This window comes from Achromobacter sp. 1014246743 (assembly GCF_059760725.1).
The window spans coordinates 12,356-29,477 of the sequence record NZ_JCBANA010000076.1 but is presented as its reverse complement, the minus strand read 5'-3'; the positions used below and the strand labels follow the sequence as shown (position 1 = coordinate 29,477).

Below are 17,122 nucleotides of genomic sequence, written 5' to 3'. Positions count from 1 at the left end.
GCGGAGGCGGAGGCGGCGGCGGGGGGGGCGGTGGCGGCGGCGGCGGGGGCGGCGGCTCAGGCTGCGCGGGATCTTCCGGCGCGGCCCCCGACGAGGCCATCATCCGGAAGGGCACGTCGCCGTCGGCCACGTGGACCTCGGTGGGCTTGGTGAGCGACAGCGCGTCCGTGCGCTGATGGCCGCCATCGCCGTTCTGGCCGGTGGCCGTGTCCTGCGGGGCCTCTTGCTCGACCACCACGACCTCTTCCACGACTTTCTCGACCACCTTTTCGACCACCTTTGCATCGGCCGCGGCGGCGGGCGTGGCGGCAGCGGGAGTGGCGGTGGCCGCCGCGTCGATGTTGACGACCTTGCCCAGGCGCAACACGTCGTCGGACGTAAGCACCTTGCCGTCGGCAAACTTGAGGGTATAGAGATTGTGCTCGTACGAGGCCAGTTCGGCCGCCAGCGGCAGGATCAGGGTCTTGCCGTCGGGCGACTGGAGCACCACGTCGGCGCCGTCGATCAGCACCGTCACCGTGGCGCCGTCCATGTTGATCTGGTTTTCCGCCCGGGTGTAGATCACCGTGGAAACGGGGGCAAGCCCCGGGTCCGGCAACGTGGCGGTATTGGTAGTGGTCATGAGGATTTCCGCTATGAGGTTGGGGGGGAAGGAATCAGTGGCCGCCGGGTTCGGACAACGCGGTTTCGGCAGCCTGGTAGATGGGTTTGGCGAGATAGGCGAGCACGGTGCGCTGGCCGGCCTCGAGAAAGGCCTCGACGCTCATGCCGGGGCGCACCCGCCGCATCTGCTCGCCGGCGTCCACGGACAGGGACACGATGTAGTGACGGTCGCCATTGGGTTCGCTGACGGCATCGGGGCTGATGACGGTGACACGGGCGGGCAGCGCCCTGCCCGCGCCGGACAATGCGCTGATGCGCACCCGCCCGTCCATGCCGACCCAGATATGGTCGCGATCTTCGGGTTTGACCTTGATCTCGGCCACCAGCGGCACATCGGTCGGCGACAGTTCGATCAGGTCGCCGCCGGGCTTGATGACCATGCCTTCGTGCGGCGCAATGACGCGATGCACCTGGCCGTCACCCGGGGACAGGATGCGGGCGGCCTCCTTGCGTCCGGTATTGGCATGGGCTTCGGCCCCGATGCGCGACAGCTGCATCTGCGCCTCGTTCAGTTCCTGGCGCGCATGGGACAGGAAGTCGGCCCGCACCTGGCCCAGGCGCGATTGCGCCTCTTTTTTCTCGGCTTCGACCCGCGGCAGGCGCGCACGCGCCTGGTTCAGCGACGAACGGATACGTTGCAGGTCGGCCCGTTTTTGCAGCAGCACGCCTTCGGCGGCCGCACCGGACTTGACCATCGGTTCGATCATGCGCACCTGCCGCTCTTGCAGGGCGGCCTCTTTCTGCAGGTCGGTCGCCTGGCTCTTGAGTTCCTGGGCTTCGGCTTCGCGCTGCGACATCTGCGCCGCCAGCACCGATTCCGATTGTCCCTGCGCCGACTGACGCAGGCGGTAGGTTTCGAGTTCGCCCGCATAGGCCTCGGCCAGCGCCCCGGCCGAGGTGTCGGCCGCGCTGGCCGCGGCGAAATCGGCGGGCGCGGCAACCGGCATCGGTTCGCCGGCAATCTCGCGCTGCAGGCGGTATTCCTTGGCCAGCAGCGAGGCGCGGGTGGCTGCACTCTTGGCGTAGGCCTCGTCCACCGTGGTGTTCTCGACCTCGGCCAGCAACGTGCCGGTGGTGACCATGTCGCCTTCCTTGACCGCCATGTTGCGGATGACGCCGCCCTCCTGGGCCTGGATCAGGATATTGTGGCGCTCGACCCGCACGACGCCATTGCCCCGCACGTAGACATCCAGCGGAAACGCCGCGGACCACGCCAGAAACACCAGCAGGCCCAATGCGACGTAGCCGGTGACCGTACGCGGCCGCCACGACGCCAGGCGGCGGCCCAGCCGCCCTGCCCGCGCGCGCCAGACGTGCGCCGCCGGCGCGTCGTCCGGGCGGGCTGGCGTCGGGATGGACGGTGCGGTCATGGCTGGCGCCCCAGATACAGCTGGATCCGGCCCGCGACTTCCAGTGCGCCATCAAGCTGGTTGACGATGAACAGCTTGTGCTCGTCGACCTGCAGCTCGGCGGCAATGCGCTTGATTTCCAGCGTGCGGGAAAACTGCGACGACAGGCGCCTGCCGACTTCGCCGCCTTCGGCCGGAATGTGGGCCGAGATGGTCAGCCCCGACGTGGCGATGCCTTCCAGGTTGGCGTGCAGCCATGCCTGCACCTCCTTTTTTTGCCCGTCTTGCAGCGGCGCCTCGGGGTTGGCGAACGTCAGCGTCAGGGCGCCCTGGTGCGCGTCGGCGGCTTTGTCCATGGACGCGGCCGTCGTGACCTTCAGGCCTTCCTGCATGCGGGCGATGCTGGCCACCATCTGGAACAGCAGCGTCAGCAACATGAACACCATCAGCAGCACGGTCATCAGGTCGACGTAGGCGGGCCAGAAATGGCCCGAGGACTTTGAACTCATTGGGTTTCCTTTTGAAAGGGGGTGCCGTAGCCGGACGCGGAGGTCACCAGGCGCAGGGTGTCCAGGCCATCGGCCATGCGGCCGGCCACATGGAACAGCCCCAGCACGGACAGGATGTAGTTGCTGTAGGCGTCGATGTTGTCGACCCCTTGCGCGAAATAGTCGTTCTGGGCCGAGATCAGGTCGTTCAGGCTGCGGCTGCCCAGGCGGAATTCCTCCAGGTACAGCGACTGCGTGCGGGCGGCTTCGGTCAGGCCCAGGGCGCTGAGCCGCCATTGGTCGTAGCTGGTGTTGATGTCGAACACCAGGCGGTCGGCGGCATCGCGCAGCTCGCGGCGGGTGGACTCGTACCGGGCGCGCGCCTCGCGCTGCGCCGCGCCGGCCTCGTCGACCCGCGCGCTCTTGAGGCCGCCGTCGAAGATGTCCATCGAGACCTGCGCGTACACATTCATGCCCAGGCCGCGGACGTCGTCCTGGAACGGCTTTTTGTAGGACGCCATGACGTCGACCTTGGGATAGCGGTCGGCCCGGGCGCGATCCACGCCGGCGTCGGCGCCGCTCAGCTGGGCGCGCAGCGATTGCAGCGAGAAATTGCCTTCGATCGACGAGGCCAGCACGTCGGCGGGCACCTCGATGGCGTCAAGCTTCACCCCGATGGGCTCGCTGCGCACGGTTTCGCCGGTGAGCGCACGCAGCGACTGCTGCGCCTGGTCGAAATTCTTGGCGATGGTCTTCAGGCGGTTCTGGGCGTTGGTCAGCGCCAGGCGGCTGCGGATGACCTCGGATTGCGGCGACAGGCCGCCGCGGACCCGCTCTTCCATCAGGGTCGCCAGGCGGCGCAGTTCGGCCGTGTGCTCGTGGGCGATGATCAGCATGCGACGGTAGCGTTCGCTGTCGACGTAGGCCCGCACGGTATCGAACTGCAGATCGGACGCTTCCTGGCGCAGCGCCAGCTCGCTGCCCTGCTTGTTGAATTCGCTGCGGGTCAGCTCCGCCTTGCGGCGGCCGAAATCCAGCGCGGTGTACTGCAGGCTGACCTGGGTCTGGCCGTATTCGTCGTTGGTGCGGCGATAGCCCTCGTAGCGGCGGTCGATGGCGTCTTCGGTCTTGGCCATGGCCTGCAGCTTGGGGTAGTAGGCGGAACGCGCGGTGGCGATGCCCGCCTGCGCGGCGTCGACCCGGGCCGACGCCATCTGCAGGCGCATCGAGTAGCTCTGGGCCATGGCCAAGGCCTCGGCAAGGGAAATCGACCGGCCGGTGGGCGGGTGGGCAGCGGAGGCCGGCGCGCCGAGATCGGTGCCCGGCACGGGTTCGGCGGTATCGGTGCCAAGCGCCGGCGCCATCAGGCCCAGCCATAACGGCAGGACCAGCGCGAGCGGTAGCAGTGTCTTCATGAGTTCAGGCCTCGACCGGTTGGGGGTTGTGGGAGGGGCGCAGCTCGGCCGCGCCGCGGCGCTCGCCGGCGGGCGAGGCGCCGCCGGCCTCGGCGGCCGCCACCGCGTGCTGATTGGCCAGCGACGACACGCGCCGCACCAATTCCAGCGAGGCGTCCTGTTGGGACATGACGCTTTGGGTCATCAGCGCCAGCTGCGCCGCGCCGCGGCCCATGGCCTGCTCGATGGCGTCCAGCTTGCGCTCGGCGCCTTCGCTGGCCTGCGCCAGCGCCGCCAGCGTATGCGACAGGCCGCGCACCGCGCCGCCGACCGCCACCCGGTTCTCGTCGAGCGAGCCGGCGGCCCGCGCCATGCCCGCCGCCATGCCGCGCAGCGCGTCCTTCATGGCGCCTTGCGCCTGCAGCTGGGTTTCGCCCAGCGCCGTCAGCAGGCCGATCTGGGTACGCAATTCCAGCAACTGGCGCGCGCTTTCGCGGGTGGCGTCGCGGATATCGGCCTGGTGGGCGCTTTGTTCCTTGGCCGCCAGGCACAGTACCGAGAAGCCTTCAAGCACGGCCCGGTCGCGGTCGAGGGCCTGGTCGCGCATCGACCGCAGCACTTCCAGCGCCTCGGCGGCGCCGTTCCAGCGTACGGTCAGGGGCGTGTCGGACGACGAGGCGCCTTCCAGGAAGGAGGCCGAGGCGTCGCTGATGTCGCCTTCGTTGGCTTCGACCTGTTGCGACCAGGTGCGGATGCGCTGCACCAGGTTGTCGTTGGCGTCGGACATGAACTGGGCCACGGCGCCCATCAGCAAGGAGCCCAGCAGGCCCATCAGTGATGCGGAGAACGCCGACGCCATGCCGGACAGCGGCACGGACAGGCTTTCGAGCATGGCCTGCACGCCGCCGTTGCCGTTGAGCGACTTGAGCACCTCGCCGATGCTGCCCATGGTGGCCATCAGACCGAGAAAGGTGCCCAGCAGGCCCAGGCCGATCAGCAGCCCTGCCATGTACTCGGTCAGCCGGGCACGCAGGTTCAGGACTTCTTCGAAGGAATGGATGACGTGGTCGCGCAGCCCCGCGTTGGGGCTGCCCAGTTCGTGTTCAAGACGCCCGTTGAAAAATGCCATCACCCCTTTCAGGCGCTGCGCATCGCGCCAGCTGCCGGCCTGGGCCTCGAGCCGCGACCATTGCCGCTGGCCTTTCCAGAGGCCGATGGCGCAGTACAGCGTGTACAGCAGGCCGACGGCGAACATGGCTAGAATGGCGCTGTTGGCCGTGGGGTTGTGGTGCCAGGTTTCGACGATGCCGTCCGCGAACCAGATGGCCGAGGCGATGGATGCGCCAAACAGCGCACTCATGATGATGATAGGTCGACGGATTCTCATAGGAGTCAGCTCGGTGTGGGTTAGCCTTGGCTTGCCGATCGGCGGTCAGCCAGTCGGCCCCGGCCGACAGCCTTGCTTGGCAACGGCATATCGCTTTGGGGGCCCTTGGAAAGACCCGCGCCATGGACGGGGCCTGAGAGCTTTTGAGAATATCAACGGCGGCGCGGCCGAAATGTAGGAAACTTCCGATCCCTGATGAGTTTTCGTCCTACGGTGGCCCGCAGCCGCCCGCTTGCCTGCCGATAGCGCCCCGCCCTGCCCCACATGCTTGCGTCCGCCCCCACCCCGCTGCCCCTGCTGGACCCTCGCTCGCTCGACCGCCAGGCCGACGCCGCCGCGCGCGAGCTGCTGCGCGAGGGCAGTTCGCCCAATACGGCGGCCAGCTACCGCGCCGCCATCCGCTACTGGTCGGCGTGGTTCGGCCTGCGCTACGGGCAGCCCTTTGCCCTGCCGCTGTCCGAGGCCGCCGTCGTCCAGTTCGTGGTGGACCACGCCCAGCGCAGCACCGGCCAGGGCCTGCAATGGGAACTGCCGCCCGCCCTGGACCAGGAACTGGTGCGCCTGAAGGCCAAGGCGCGTCCGGGCCCGCCCAGCCTGAATACCCTGCTGCAGCGCCTGTCGGTGCTGTCCAAGGCCCATGCGCTGCGTGGCCTGCCCAACCCCTGCCACGCCCCGGCGGTGCGCGAGCTGCTGGCCAGGACCCGCCGCGCCTATGCCCGCCGCGGCGTCACGCCGGCCCGCAAGGACGCCCTGACGCGCGAGCCGCTGCAAGCCTTGCTGGATACCTGCGACGATTCGCTGCGCGGCCTGCGCGACCGGGCGCTGCTGCTGTTCGCCTGGGCCAGCGGCGGGCGGCGGCGGTCCGAGGTGGTCGGTGCAACGATGGAAAATACCCGCCGCGCCGGCGACGACTACCTTTACGTCCTGTCCCATTCCAAGACCAACCAGTCCGGCGTCGACCGCGCGCAAGACCGCAAGCCCATCGCCGGTGCCGCCGCCCGGGCGCTGGATGCCTGGCTGGCCGCCAGCGGCATCCGCGAAGGCGCGCTGTTTCGGCGCATCCGCCGCGGCGACGTCGTCGGCGAACCCCTGGCCGCCGCCGCGGTGCGCGCCATCGTCCAGGAACGCTGCCGCCTGGCGGGCATCGAAGGCGACTTCTCGGCCCACAGCCTGCGCTCGGGCTACGTCACCGAAGCGGGCCGCCAGAACGTGCCGCTGGGCGACACCATGGCCATGACCGGCCATGCCAGCGTGGCCACCGTCATGGGCTATTTCCGCGCCGGCGCCGCGCCGCGCTCGCGCGCGGCTCGCTTACTGGATAGCGATCCCGACGTCAAGGGCGAATAGCGCCAACGCGCACCGGCTGGCCTGCCGATTGGCGCAGTCGGCCGCTTGCATACAATGGCGCCTGCCCGGCGCAGTCGCCGCGCCCGTCCCGAGGTCCGAGCCTGCTGTGTTCCCCCTGCGAATCAATCTGCGCGGCCTGGTGCTCGCGCTTACGGTGTTCAGCGCGCTTGCCGGCACTGCCAACGCCCTGTATGCCAGCTACCGCCTGCAACGCGAGCAGCTCATTGCCAACACGCTGGAATCAAACCGCGTCTACGCGGCCAAGCTGGCCGAAAGCGCCAGCTACTTCCTGAAAGCGGCGCAGCGCCAGCTGAGCTACAGCGCCCACCAGATCGCCGAGCACATGGACGCGCCCGATCAACTGGCCGCCGAGGTGCGGCGCGTGCAGGAGCAGACCGACAACTTCAACTCGGTGGGCGTGGTGGACGCCGATGGCCTGATCGTGGCCACGACCCAGAACTTCCGCAACTTCCTGGGCACCCGGGTCGACAGCCCAGGCAGCCGGGCCGCACTGGCCGCGCGCCAACCGCTGATCAGCAAACCCTACGTGTCCATCGCCGGCAACCTGCTGATCAACCTGTCGCATCCGGTGTTCTCGGCCGACGGCCGTTACCTGGGTTACCTGGCCGGCACCCTGCACCTGCGCAAGGACAGTGCCCTGCAGGACCTGCTGGGCAAGCACCATTACACGGACGGCTCCTACCTATATGTGGTGGACGCCGACGGCCGCCTGATCTACCACACCGATCCGCACCGGGTGGGCGAGCGCATTGCCGGCAATGCGGTGATCGATGCCGTGGTGGCGGGCCAGGCCGGGGCCCGGCGCGTCGTGAACTCGAAAGGCGTGGACATGCTGGCCGGCTATGCGCCGGTGCCCGCCAGCGGCTGGGGCGTGGTGGCGCAGCGGCCCGCCGAGGCCACGCTCGAACCGATCCGCGATCTCGTCTGGGCCCTGGTGGGCTACGCCGCGCCGCTGGCGATCGTGTTCCTGCTGGCGATCTGGTGGTGTGCGCGGCAGATCTCGCTGCCGCTGTCGCAACTGGCCACCAACGTCGAACACCACGACGTCGCCGTCGCCATGCAGCGGGTGAAATCGGTGAAAGCCTGGTATTTCGAGGCCGAGCGCCTGAAACGGGCGGTGATCTGGAGCTTCACCAGCCTGCAGGAGAAGATCGGCAGGCTGAACCTGGCCACCATCACCGACCCGCTGACCGGCCTGCGCAACCGCCGCGGCACGCAGGATGCCGTGGAACACCTGCAGGCCTCGGCCACGCCATTCTCGGTGGTGGCGCTGGACATCGACCACTTCAAGCGGGTCAACGACACGTACGGCCACACGATCGGCGACCAGGTGATCCAGGGCGTGGCGCAATTGATGCGGGACTGTTCCCGGCCCAGCGACATTCTGTGCCGCAACGGTGGCGAGGAATTCCTGATCCTGCTGCCCGGGGTCGCCCCCACCGAGGCCGCGATCGTGGCCGAGCGCCTGCGCGGCCGTATCGAAGGACGCGACATCAGCCAGGTCGGCCACATCACCGTGTCGGCCGGCGTGGCCCAATGGCCGGCCGCCGGGCCGGACGTGGCCCAGGCCTTCCATGCGGCCGACGCCGCCCTGTATGCCGCCAAGCAGCAAGGTCGCAACCGGGTGGTGCTGCACGGCACGGCCTGAGAGACGGCGGCCACGCCTGGCCGGGCGACCGCTTGCGGCCCCGGGCCAGGCGTCGTTGCCTGCCGCGGCCACCTAGTGGCCGGTCAACGCCCTGAAGTGGCTGGCGATGGCGGCCGCGATCAGGCCGCCCACCACCGACACGTGCTCCAGCGCAAAGAACAGCGCCAGCTTGGCCTGCGGCGGCGGCAGCCGCCAGAAGGCATGCACGATCACGATCGTGAGCAGCAGGAACACGCCCAGCGCCGCGGCCGCCAGCCACAGTGCGCGGTCGGCCAGGATCAGCACGGAACCGCCGAGCATCAATGCGGCCACCAGGATATTGACCAGGACGGCCGGTTTCAGCCCGGCGTCGCGCATTTCGGCGACGCCGCGACGAAAATCAAGCACCTTGGCCGCGCCCGACGCAATGAACACCACCGCGAGGCAGAGCCGGGCGATGAACCAGAGTCCGTCGCTTTGAAGAAGGGGATCGATAAATTGCGCGATGAACGGCGGGGTCTGCATGCGTCCTGTTCCTGGAGGGCCGCGGCCCGACGGGCCACGCGGCGGGGCTGGGTTGCCAAATGCGGCGCGACGGACTATAAAACCTCAAGCTAACTTGAGGTCAATATCCATGGCAGGCGACAAGCCGAACGACAGCACGCGCCTCATGACGGTGGGCGAAGTGGCCCGGCGCAGCGGGGTACCGGTGTCCACCCTGCACTTCTACGAATCCAAGGGCCTGATCCAGAGCTCGCGCAGCGGCGGCAACCAGCGGCGCTACCCGGTCATCGTGCTGCGCTACATCGCCATCATCAAGGTGGCGCAGCGCACCGGCATTCCGCTGGAGGAAATCCGCGAAGCCATGGCGCGCTTTCCGCAAGATGGCAACAAGCTCACGCCCGCGCAATGGAAAGCGCTGTCCTCGCAATGGCGCGAAAATCTGGACGAACGCATCCGCAAGCTGACGCGGCTGCGCGACGAACTGGACAGCTGCATCGGCTGCGGCTGCCTGTCGCTGCAGGACTGTCCGCTGCGCAATCCCGACGACGTGCTGGGCCGCGACGGCCCCGGCCCGCGAATCCTGGAGCGGCCCTAGGGCCTGCCAGCACGACAAGGCGCCTGGCATGAGCCCCCTTCGGGCAGGCGTGCAATCGGTCGCCAGGCAATGATTCGCATTGATTGCCCTTCCTTGCGCAACGGCTTGTATTCGATTGACATAGTGTTGCGCACGGGCCGGAAACCCCCGCAAATGTCCGACCGAGTCAGGCCTGCCGACCCGGCATTTACAGTATCCTGCGCGCACAGAAACATCGCATCAGGCCGGCCCCCCCGTATATGTTGCGCAGTCGATTTTCGATCAAGTCCCTTGAACGCTATTTTCTGATCCTGGCGGCCGGGGTCGTGCTGCCGATGTCGGTCTTGACCGGGATACTGCTGCTCCAGAGTCGCCACGCCTATGTCTCCACCGGCGAGGCGCTGCGCGCGTTCAGCGTCGTACGGGCCACCGTCATCGCCATGGAAAGGGTTTCGGCCGAACGCGGCCCCATGAATGCGGCGCTGGGTTCCCCCTATCCCGTGCCCGCGCCGCTGCTTGATGCGCTGCAGGCGGCCCGCGATCGCAGCGATACCTGCATCGCCGAGCTGCTGGCCCTGCATCGCGCGCCTCTCCATCCCGATAGCGCCAAGGCATTCACCAACCTCCAACGCATCCGCTACGCGCTGATCCAGGCCCGCACCCAGGCCGACGCGCTGATCGCCGCGCCGCGCGACACCGTGTCCGGCTACAGCGTGCTGACGGCGGTCAATGGCATGGTGGCGTTGGTGCCCGAACTGCAGGCCGCCATGGCCGACAGCGTGGCCGTGGTCATGAAGAACGAGGCCGATGCGCCCGGCCTGCTCAGCCTGGCGCTGCTTGCCAGCGACCTGCGCGAACAGGCCGGCCTGCTCGGGTCCACCTTCACGCCCGCGCTGGCCAAGCGGCGGCAACTGACCGAGGCCGACCAGTACCGCATCGAACGGGTGCTGGGACGCCTGGACCAGCTGCATGCCCTGCTGCAAGCCCGCATCGCCACCCGCCCGGAACTGCGCGCATCGATGGCGTACCTGGACATGCAGCGGCTGTACTTCGGCGAAGGCATGCGGTACCTGCAAGACGTTCGCGACATGGCCGCCTTGCAACCGGGCGGCACCGAGATCACCACGGGTGACCTGGCCAGCACCTACGTGCCGCTGATGGCATCCATCACGCAGTTTCGCGACCAGATGCTGGACAGCATCGAAGACAGCATGCGCCTGCACCGCCGCGATGCGGTCCGGCTGCTGATCGTCACGCTCGTGGCGGCCGCCATGCTGGCCGCGGCCTTGCTGCTGTCACTGGGGCAGTTCCGGCGTCGCGTGATCCGGCCGTTCGTGCAGGCCACTCGCATCATCGGCGCCATCGCCAACGGGGCCGCGACCGCATCCATTCCCGTCGGCAAGTACCGCGGCGAGGTCGACGGCATGTTCCGGGCGTTGCGCGTGCTGGAAGACAACGCCTCGGCCCGCCAGCGCCTGGAACGCGAACGCGACCGCCTGATCGTCGACCTGGCCGTCATGGCCGAAACCGATTTCCTGACCGGGTTGCTGAACCGGCGCGCGTTCGAAGGCCGCTTCGAGCAGGCGCTGGCGCAATGGCGCGGCTCGGACGCGGTGCTGGCCTTCATCCTGTTCGACATCGACGATTTCAAGGGCATCAACGATACCTACGGCCATGCCAGCGGTGACCAGGCCTTGAAGGCCGTGGCCGATCTGTGCCGCCAGACCTGGCGCCAGGCGGACGTGGTGGCCCGGGTGGGCGGCGAGGAATTCGCGGTGCTCTGCCATACCGGCACGGCCGACCAGGCGGTGCAGGCGGCCGAACGCATGCGGATGCGTATCGCCCAGGCCCGCGTGCCTGCCGAGAACGGCACCGTCTTCGCCCTGACCGCCAGCTTTGGCGTGGCGTACGTGTCGTGGCGCAACGCGGGCGCCGCCGACACGCTGTTCCGGCATGCGGACGAACTGCTCTATCGGGCCAAGATGGGCGGCAAGAACCGAGTGGTGCCCGGCGAAGTGGCCTGAATGAAAACCGCCGCCGGCAGAGGCTGCGGGCGGCGGTCAGTGGGTGGGGTACGGCGGGATCAGGCGGGCGCGTGAGCGGCGTGCTTGTCTTCGGATGGCTCGGTATCGGCCGGACGAGGAATGACTTCAGGGTCCGGACGCGTGTCAGGCGCCTTCCAGTTCAGCGGCGGAATCTCGATGCGCGATTTCTTGCTGATCAGTTGGGACATGTGCGTACTCCTGTTTGCGGTGTCGGCCTGCCCTGCGCAGGCACACAACACGGGTATCGAGCGCGCCCGGGATGCGAAGGTTATGCAGAGGGGGTGCATCAGGAACGGGCGCCAGGGCGTGGCCCTGGGAGGGATCTCGTTGTCGTTGGTGGCTTGTTGTAGAAATGACGTATGGGCATGGGTGCTGCGGGGTTCATGCCCTGGCGCAATGGCCATGACTTTATGATCATGACGCAATGACGAGAACTCAACGACGAGATAAAAGTAGTTTACCTAAAATTAAAAGAAAAAGCCAGAAAATAATGGCTTGATACATCTGACCCATCGGGTCATTGACGCCGGAGAATGATCGTTCTACTATCTCTTCACACCGATAGAACGATCATTCTCCATGACCTCCCGCGCCGCTGACTCCCCCACCCCTTCTGCCGCCCTGCCCGACCCGCGGCAACGGCTGTTGCGCGCCACCGAACAACTGGTCTATGCGGGCGGCATTCATGCCACCGGCATGGATCAGATCGTCAAGACCTCCGGCGTGGCGCGCAAGACCGTGTACCAGCTGTATCCCAACAAGGACGCGCTGGTGGCCGCCGCACTCGGCGCGCGGGACGAGCGCTGGATGCAGTGGTTCATCGACGCCACCTCGGCCGCGGCCACGCCGCGTGCGCGCCTGCTGTCCCTGTTCGACGCGTTGCGAGACTGGTTTGCCTCGCCAGGCTTTCGTGGCTGCGCCTTCCTGAATGCGGCCGGCGAGATCGGCGACGACGCCAGCCCGATCCTGGCCGTGGCGCGCGAGCACAAGGCGCGCCTGTTGGCCTACGTGCGCGAATTGACCGCGGCCGCCGCCCTGCCCGACCCCGACGAGGCCGCGCGGCAACTGCTGGTGCTGATCGACGGCGCCATCGCGGTGGCCCTGGTGTCGCGCGATCCCGCCATTGCCGACAGCGCGCAACGCGTGGCCCAGGCCTTGCTCGGCCCAGCTTCCCCTTCCCCCCCACCCGTAAGGAAACCGCGATGACCTCCACGAGCGCCCCCCGCCCCCCACTGCCTCCCTTCACCCACGACAGCGCCATCCAGAAAGTCCGGCTGGCCGAAGACGGCTGGAACAGTCGCGACCCGGACAAGGTGGCGTTGGCCTACAGCCTGGATACGCGCTGGCGCAACCGCGCAGAGTTCGTCAAGAACCGCGACGAAGCGCGCGCCTTCCTGGCGCGCAAATGGGCCAAGGAACTGGACTACCGCCTGATCAAGGAACTGTGGGCGTTTACCGGCAACCGCATCGCGGTGCGCTATGCCTACGAATGGCACGACGATTCCGGCAACTGGTTCCGCTCGTATGGCAACGAGAACTGGGAATTCGGCGAAGACGGCTTGATGATCCACCGCTACGCCTGCATCAACGACCTGCCCATCAAGGCATCGGAACGCAAGTTCCACTGGCCGCTGGGCCGTCGGCCGGATGACCATCCGGGGCTGTCCGAACTGGGCCTGTAGCGCTTGCGGCGACGCGCGCCATCGCGTGGCGCGTCGCCTTTCCCTGCCGTCGAAACGCGCGTTTGCGGCCGCGATGCCCTAGGGATTTCCCGCAAGGGTTTCGCGCTCGTCGCCTTGCATTGAAATTTTTTTTCATCCCTGAAAGGTGATCGGAAGTTTGAGTTTTTAGACTCCCGCATTCATTGGACTGTCAGCTATTTTTCAGACCGAAGTCAGGTCTAAGAAAAGCAACAACAAAGGGAGGAATGATCCAATGCAGTCAAAACGCAGCGCCATCAAGCGCGAGCTCTGGGCCGCGGGCACGATGATCGTGCTGGGCCTGGGGGCCATCGCGCAGGCATCCACCTACACCCTGGGCAGCCTGGCACGCATGGGGCCGGGCCTGTTCCCCGCCATTCTCGGGGTGCTCCTGGTCCTTCTGGGCCTGATCATCGCGCGCATGGCCTACTCGCCGCTGACCACGGAAGAAGACGCCGAAGACATCCCGGCGCCGCAATGGCGCGGCTGGGGCTGCATCATCGGCGGCCTGATGGCGTTCATCCTGTTCGGCAAGTACGGCGGCCTGATTCCCGCCACGTTCGCGCTGGTCTTCATTTCGGCGCTGGGCGACCGTCAGCACACGCTGCGCAGCGCCGCGGTGCTGGCCGTGGGCGTGACCATTCTGGGCGTGGCCGTTTTCTCCTGGGCGCTGCAGCTGCAGTTTCCGCTGTTTCGCTGGGGCTGATCGATGGAAATCCTCAACAACCTGATGCACGGGTTCTCCGTCGCGTTCGCGCTGGACAACCTGCTGTGGGCCGTGTTCGGCGTCTTCATGGGCAACCTGATCGGCGTGCTGCCGGGCATGGGCGTGCTGGCCGCGATTTCGATCCTGCTGCCTTTGACCTACACCATGACGCCCACCGCGGCGCTGGTGATGCTGTCCGGCATCTACTACGGTTCGCAATACGGCGGCGGGATCACCTCGATCATGCTGAACCTGCCCGGCACGGCGTCGCACGCGGTGGCCTGCCTGGACGGCAATCCGCTGGCGCGCAACGGCAAGGCCGGCTCGGCGCTGTTCATGCTGATGTTCTCGTCGTTCTGCGGCGCGTCGGTCGGCATCCTGGCAATGATCCTGTTCTCGCCACTGCTGGTGGACGTGGCCTTCAAGTTCGGCCCGGCCGAGTACTTCTCGATGATGATGCTGGGCCTGTTGGCGGGCGCCACGCTGGCCAAGGGATCGGCCATCAAGGGCGTGGCGATGGTGGTCGTCGGCCTGCTGCTGGGCGTGGTGGGCACCGACGTCAACACCGGCACCATGCGCTTTCACTTCGGCATCCTCGAACTGAGCGACGGGCTGCAGATCGTGGCGCTGGCGATGGGCCTGTTCGGCGTGGCCGACTTCCTGAAGAACATCAACCAGATCGGCGGCGACACCAAGGTCACCAGCGGCAAGATCAGCATGAAGTCCATGCGTCCCGAGGCCGGCGACATCAAGCAGTCGCGCGGCGCCCTGGTGCGCGGCACCGCCATCGGCGCGGCCTTCGGCATCCTGCCGGGCACCGGCCCGACCATTGCGTCCTTCATCTCGTACGCGGTGGAAAAGAAAGTGGCGCGCGAACCGCGCCGCTTCGGCCGCGGCGCCATCGAAGGCATCGCCGGCCCCGAGGCCGCCACCAGCGCATCGACGCAGACCAGCTTCATCCCCACCATGAGCCTGGGCATCCCCGGCGACCCGGTGATGGCGCTGATGCTGGGCGCGCTGATCATCCATGGCATCCAGCCGGGGCCGCAGATGATGATCGAACACGCCGACATGTTCTGGGGGCTGATCGCCAGCTTCTGGGTCGGCAACGTGCTGCTGTTGCTGCTGAACCTGCCGCTGATCGGCATGTGGGTGCGCCTGTTGACGGTGCCCTTCCGCTACCTGTTTCCGGCCGCGCTGTTCTTTGTCTGCGTCGGCGTCTACAGCACCAACAACAATCTGTTCGACGTGGGCATGGTGACGCTGTTCGGCGCCGCGGGCTACGCGCTGATCCGCCTGCGCTTCGAGCCGGCGCCGCTGCTGCTGGGCTTCGTGCTGGGGCCGATGGTGGAAGAGAATTTCCGCCGCGCCCTGCTGCTGTCGCGCGGCGAGCTGTCCATCTTCGTGACGCGTCCGATCAGCCTGGGCTTCGTGCTGGCTTGCGTGCTGCTGATCGCGCTGCTGCTGGTGTCGGCGGTGCGCCAGCGCAACAAGGCGCGCATGGCCCTGGAAACCTCCAGCTCGACGGCCTGACCCGTCTGCGGGCATGAAAGCAGCCGCCTTCGGGCGGCTGTTTTTTCTTGCGTGGCGGCCGGGTCGCGGCGCCTGGGCGGCGCGGTCCGCGATATCGGCTCACCCCGGGGTATCGGCCGCCCGGTGTCCATCGATATGCCCCAGCGGCCGGCCGGGATCGAGCCGGTCGCGCACCCGTTGCTTGAGCACCTTGGCCTCGGGAAAGCCGCCGTCCTGCTTGCGGTCCCAGATCAGGTCACCGTCGCAGGTGATCTGGAACACGCCGCCCGTGCCGGGTTGCAGCGCCACTTCGCCCAGGTCCGTGGAAAACGTCGACAGCAATTCCTGCGCCATCCAGCCGGCGCGCAGCAGCCACTGGCACTGGGTGCAATAGAGAATGACGATGCGGGGCGCGGGGCGGGCGGGATCGTGGGCGGATGTCATGGTGAGGGCAGTCGCATTGGCGCGGGCACGCCGTTGTCGTGGATAATGGCAGGTTTTCCGGGGCGTGCAATGCGCCCAGAGTCTTACGCATGAAGTCTGCATTATCGCCCCGTGGCCAACGCTGGTTGATCGGCCTCTTGATGGGCCTGGTCACGCTCACGCCGATGGGCATCGACATCTACCTGCCGTCCCTGCCCGCCATGGCGGTTGGCTTTGGCCACCCCGTCAGCGCACTGCAGGCCAGCATCACCCTCTTCATTTTCGCGGTGGGCGTGGGCCAGATCCTGATCGGCCCGCTGGCCGACCGCTACGGACGCCGGCCGGTGGCGCTGGGCGGCGCGATCGCCTACCTGGCCGGTTCCGCGCTGGGCGCGGCGGCCACGTCGCTGGACCTGTTCTACACCGCCCGCGTGATCCAGGGCCTGGGCGCGTGTTCGGCATCGCTGGTGGCCTTTGCCGCGGTGCGCGACTGCTTCAGCCCCGCGGTCGGCGCCCGCGTGTACAGCTACCTGAACGGCGCGCTGTGCACCGTGCCCGCGCTGGCGCCGATGCTGGGCGGCGCGCTGGCCGTGCATGCCGGCTGGCGCAGCACCTTTGTGTTCATGGCGCTGTTCGCCCTGGCGCTGGCCGCACTGCTGGCGCACCGCTTCGAGGAAACGCGCGCCGCCCCGCCCCCGGCGGGCGCGCCGCTGTACAGCCTGCGGCGCTATGCGCCGATCATCACCAGCGGCCGCTTCCTGTATTTCGCCGTCTACGCGATGGCCGGCATGGCCATGATCCTGGTGTTCGTGTCGGCCGCGCCCGTGGTGCTGGTGCAGCAGCTGGGCTATTCCGAACTGGGCTTTTCCGCCTGGTTCGGCGGCAACGCGGCCATCAACATCGCGGCCTTCTTCCTGGCGCCCCTGTTCATCGCGCGCTTCGGCCGCTACCCCATGCTGCGTGTCGGCATGGCCTCGTTGCTGCTGGCCGCGTTGATGCATCTTGCCGCGTGGCGCTGGGCGCCGGCCGCCGCGTGGATCTTCATGCTGCCGGTGGCGGTGCTGACGGTCGGTTTCTCGCTGGCGCTGGGGTCGGCGCTGAGCCTGGCACTGGAACCCTTTGGCGACCGCGCCGGCACCGCCGCGGCGGTCTTCGGGCTGTTCCAGATGAGCGGGTCCGCCGTCATCGCCACCCTGCTGCTGGACGGCGGCGTGGCCCCGCAGGCGGCCATGGGCCTGATCGGCGTCGGGATCGTCGGGCCGCTGCTGTGCCTGTCCGGCGTCATCGCGCGGCGTCTGGCGGCCAGCCGACCGGCGCGGGGCTGACGCCGGCCTGCCACCGCAGGACCAAGACGGCGGGCAACGCGCCGCGCCATCGTGGGC

The 17,122-nt window shown here is 67.9% G+C and carries 16 protein-coding genes and 1 pseudogene; 9 read left to right on the top strand and 8 right to left on the bottom strand.

What is annotated here, in order from left to right; all coding sequences use genetic code 11:
• The 5 genes and pseudogenes from AC6LJ2_RS25245 to AC6LJ2_RS25225 form a co-directional block, all read right to left on the bottom strand.
• Nucleotides 1-622 (bottom strand): annotated as a pseudogene (locus AC6LJ2_RS25245) (hypothetical protein); the annotation flags it as partial.
• Between the two features lie 34 nt (nt 623-656).
• Nucleotides 657-2,033: an HlyD family type I secretion periplasmic adaptor subunit gene (locus tag AC6LJ2_RS25240; RefSeq protein WP_263913371.1), complete on the bottom strand. Its 1,377-nt coding sequence runs from the start codon at nt 2,031-2,033 to the stop codon at nt 657-659.
• Complete coding sequence (locus AC6LJ2_RS25235; protein WP_263913372.1) at nt 2,030-2,521, bottom strand: hypothetical protein; 492 nt, start codon at nt 2,519-2,521, stop codon at nt 2,030-2,032. The genes AC6LJ2_RS25240 and AC6LJ2_RS25235 overlap by 4 nt, the downstream gene beginning before the upstream one ends.
• On the bottom strand, nt 2,518-3,915 hold the full coding sequence (locus AC6LJ2_RS25230; RefSeq protein WP_263913373.1) for a TolC family protein: 1,398 nt from the start codon (nt 3,913-3,915) through the stop codon (nt 2,518-2,520). The genes AC6LJ2_RS25235 and AC6LJ2_RS25230 overlap by 4 nt, the downstream gene beginning before the upstream one ends.
• Before the next feature lie 4 nt (nt 3,916-3,919).
• On the bottom strand, nt 3,920-5,281 hold the full coding sequence (locus AC6LJ2_RS25225; protein ID WP_498152424.1) for a hypothetical protein: 1,362 nt from the start codon (nt 5,279-5,281) through the stop codon (nt 3,920-3,922).
• Between the two features lie 264 nt (nt 5,282-5,545).
• On the opposite strand from AC6LJ2_RS25225, the gene AC6LJ2_RS25220 reads away from it, so the two are divergent.
• Nucleotides 5,546-6,628 carry a site-specific integrase gene (locus tag AC6LJ2_RS25220; protein ID WP_263913375.1) on the top strand — a complete coding sequence of 361 codons (1,083 nt, stop codon included), beginning with the start codon at nt 5,546-5,548 and terminating at the stop codon, nt 6,626-6,628.
• A 106-nt stretch (nt 6,629-6,734) separates the two neighbouring features.
• A complete protein-coding gene (locus AC6LJ2_RS25215) occupies nt 6,735-8,297 on the top strand; it encodes a GGDEF domain-containing protein (protein WP_445658984.1) in 1,563 nt (520 codons plus the stop codon).
• Between the two features lie 72 nt (nt 8,298-8,369).
• On the opposite strand, the gene AC6LJ2_RS25210 is transcribed toward AC6LJ2_RS25215, so the two are convergent.
• Nucleotides 8,370-8,801 (bottom strand): DoxX family protein, encoded by a 432-nt coding sequence (locus tag AC6LJ2_RS25210; protein ID WP_498152423.1) that lies wholly within the window; start codon nt 8,799-8,801, stop codon nt 8,370-8,372.
• A 109-nt stretch (nt 8,802-8,910) separates the two neighbouring features.
• On the opposite strand from AC6LJ2_RS25210, the gene soxR reads away from it, so the two are divergent.
• Together soxR and AC6LJ2_RS25200 are read left to right on the top strand one after the other, a co-directional pair.
• Nucleotides 8,911-9,375 carry a redox-sensitive transcriptional activator SoxR gene (gene soxR, locus AC6LJ2_RS25205; protein WP_263913376.1) on the top strand — a complete coding sequence of 155 codons (465 nt, stop codon included), beginning with the start codon at nt 8,911-8,913 and terminating at the stop codon, nt 9,373-9,375.
• 239 nt (nt 9,376-9,614) lie between these two features.
• Nucleotides 9,615-11,378: a GGDEF domain-containing protein gene (locus AC6LJ2_RS25200; protein WP_498152422.1), complete on the top strand. Its 1,764-nt coding sequence runs from the start codon at nt 9,615-9,617 to the stop codon at nt 11,376-11,378.
• Between the two features lie 59 nt (nt 11,379-11,437).
• Here AC6LJ2_RS25200 and AC6LJ2_RS25195 read toward each other — a convergent pair whose 3' ends face one another.
• Nucleotides 11,438-11,587 carry a hypothetical protein gene (locus AC6LJ2_RS25195; protein ID WP_263913378.1) on the bottom strand — a complete coding sequence of 50 codons (150 nt, stop codon included), beginning with the start codon at nt 11,585-11,587 and terminating at the stop codon, nt 11,438-11,440.
• Nucleotides 11,588-11,978: 391 nt separating this feature from the next.
• Here AC6LJ2_RS25195 and AC6LJ2_RS25190 point away from each other — a divergent pair, with 391 nt between their 5' ends.
• The 4 genes from AC6LJ2_RS25190 (at nt 11,979) to AC6LJ2_RS25175 (ending at nt 15,338) form a co-directional block, all read left to right on the top strand.
• Nucleotides 11,979-12,605, top strand: coding sequence for a TetR/AcrR family transcriptional regulator (locus tag AC6LJ2_RS25190; protein ID WP_498152421.1), 627 nt, complete (start codon nt 11,979-11,981; stop codon nt 12,603-12,605).
• Entirely contained in the window at nt 12,602-13,081 is a 480-nt protein-coding gene (locus tag AC6LJ2_RS25185) for a nuclear transport factor 2 family protein (protein WP_445658981.1), read from the top strand. Before AC6LJ2_RS25190 ends, AC6LJ2_RS25185 begins: the two co-directional genes overlap by 4 nt.
• Before the next feature lie 253 nt (nt 13,082-13,334).
• Nucleotides 13,335-13,805 (top strand): tripartite tricarboxylate transporter TctB family protein, encoded by a 471-nt coding sequence (locus AC6LJ2_RS25180; RefSeq protein ID WP_263913381.1) that lies wholly within the window; start codon nt 13,335-13,337, stop codon nt 13,803-13,805.
• 3 nt (nt 13,806-13,808) lie between these two features.
• Nucleotides 13,809-15,338, top strand: a complete 1,530-nt coding sequence (locus tag AC6LJ2_RS25175; RefSeq protein ID WP_498152420.1) for a tripartite tricarboxylate transporter permease — start codon at nt 13,809-13,811, stop codon at nt 15,336-15,338.
• Nucleotides 15,339-15,437: 99 nt separating this feature from the next.
• Here AC6LJ2_RS25175 and AC6LJ2_RS25170 read toward each other — a convergent pair whose 3' ends face one another.
• Nucleotides 15,438-15,761, bottom strand: coding sequence for an Rdx family protein (locus AC6LJ2_RS25170; protein ID WP_263913384.1), 324 nt, complete (start codon nt 15,759-15,761; stop codon nt 15,438-15,440).
• Between the two features lie 89 nt (nt 15,762-15,850).
• Between AC6LJ2_RS25170 and AC6LJ2_RS25165 the strand changes: the two genes are divergently transcribed.
• The gene (locus AC6LJ2_RS25165) at nt 15,851-17,065 is read left to right on the top strand and encodes a Bcr/CflA family efflux MFS transporter (RefSeq protein ID WP_263913385.1); all 1,215 of its coding nucleotides are present in this window, start codon (nt 15,851-15,853) and stop codon (nt 17,063-17,065) included.
• Nucleotides 17,066-17,122 lie beyond the last annotated feature (57 nt).

Coding starts and splice junctions, on each gene's coding strand:
- AC6LJ2_RS25170 (WP_263913384.1), bottom strand. CDS start 15,761: ATGACATCCGCCCACGATCCCGCCCGCCCCGCGCCCCGCATCGTCATT.
- AC6LJ2_RS25225 (WP_498152424.1), bottom strand. CDS start 5,281: ATGAGAATCCGTCGACCTATCATCATCATGAGTGCGCTGTTTGGCGCA.
- AC6LJ2_RS25220 (WP_263913375.1), top strand. CDS start 5,546: ATGCTTGCGTCCGCCCCCACCCCGCTGCCCCTGCTGGACCCTCGCTCG.
- AC6LJ2_RS25210 (WP_498152423.1), bottom strand. CDS start 8,801: ATGCAGACCCCGCCGTTCATCGCGCAATTTATCGATCCCCTTCTTCAA.
- AC6LJ2_RS25175 (WP_498152420.1), top strand. CDS start 13,809: ATGGAAATCCTCAACAACCTGATGCACGGGTTCTCCGTCGCGTTCGCG.
- AC6LJ2_RS25180 (WP_263913381.1), top strand. CDS start 13,335: ATGCAGTCAAAACGCAGCGCCATCAAGCGCGAGCTCTGGGCCGCGGGC.
- AC6LJ2_RS25230 (WP_263913373.1), bottom strand. CDS start 3,915: ATGAAGACACTGCTACCGCTCGCGCTGGTCCTGCCGTTATGGCTGGGC.
- AC6LJ2_RS25235 (WP_263913372.1), bottom strand. CDS start 2,521: ATGAGTTCAAAGTCCTCGGGCCATTTCTGGCCCGCCTACGTCGACCTG.
- AC6LJ2_RS25185 (WP_445658981.1), top strand. CDS start 12,602: ATGACCTCCACGAGCGCCCCCCGCCCCCCACTGCCTCCCTTCACCCAC.
- AC6LJ2_RS25200 (WP_498152422.1), top strand. CDS start 9,615: ATGTTGCGCAGTCGATTTTCGATCAAGTCCCTTGAACGCTATTTTCTG.
- soxR (WP_263913376.1), top strand. CDS start 8,911: ATGGCAGGCGACAAGCCGAACGACAGCACGCGCCTCATGACGGTGGGC.
- AC6LJ2_RS25165 (WP_263913385.1), top strand. CDS start 15,851: ATGAAGTCTGCATTATCGCCCCGTGGCCAACGCTGGTTGATCGGCCTC.
- AC6LJ2_RS25190 (WP_498152421.1), top strand. CDS start 11,979: ATGACCTCCCGCGCCGCTGACTCCCCCACCCCTTCTGCCGCCCTGCCC.
- AC6LJ2_RS25240 (WP_263913371.1), bottom strand. CDS start 2,033: ATGACCGCACCGTCCATCCCGACGCCAGCCCGCCCGGACGACGCGCCG.
- AC6LJ2_RS25195 (WP_263913378.1), bottom strand. CDS start 11,587: ATGTCCCAACTGATCAGCAAGAAATCGCGCATCGAGATTCCGCCGCTG.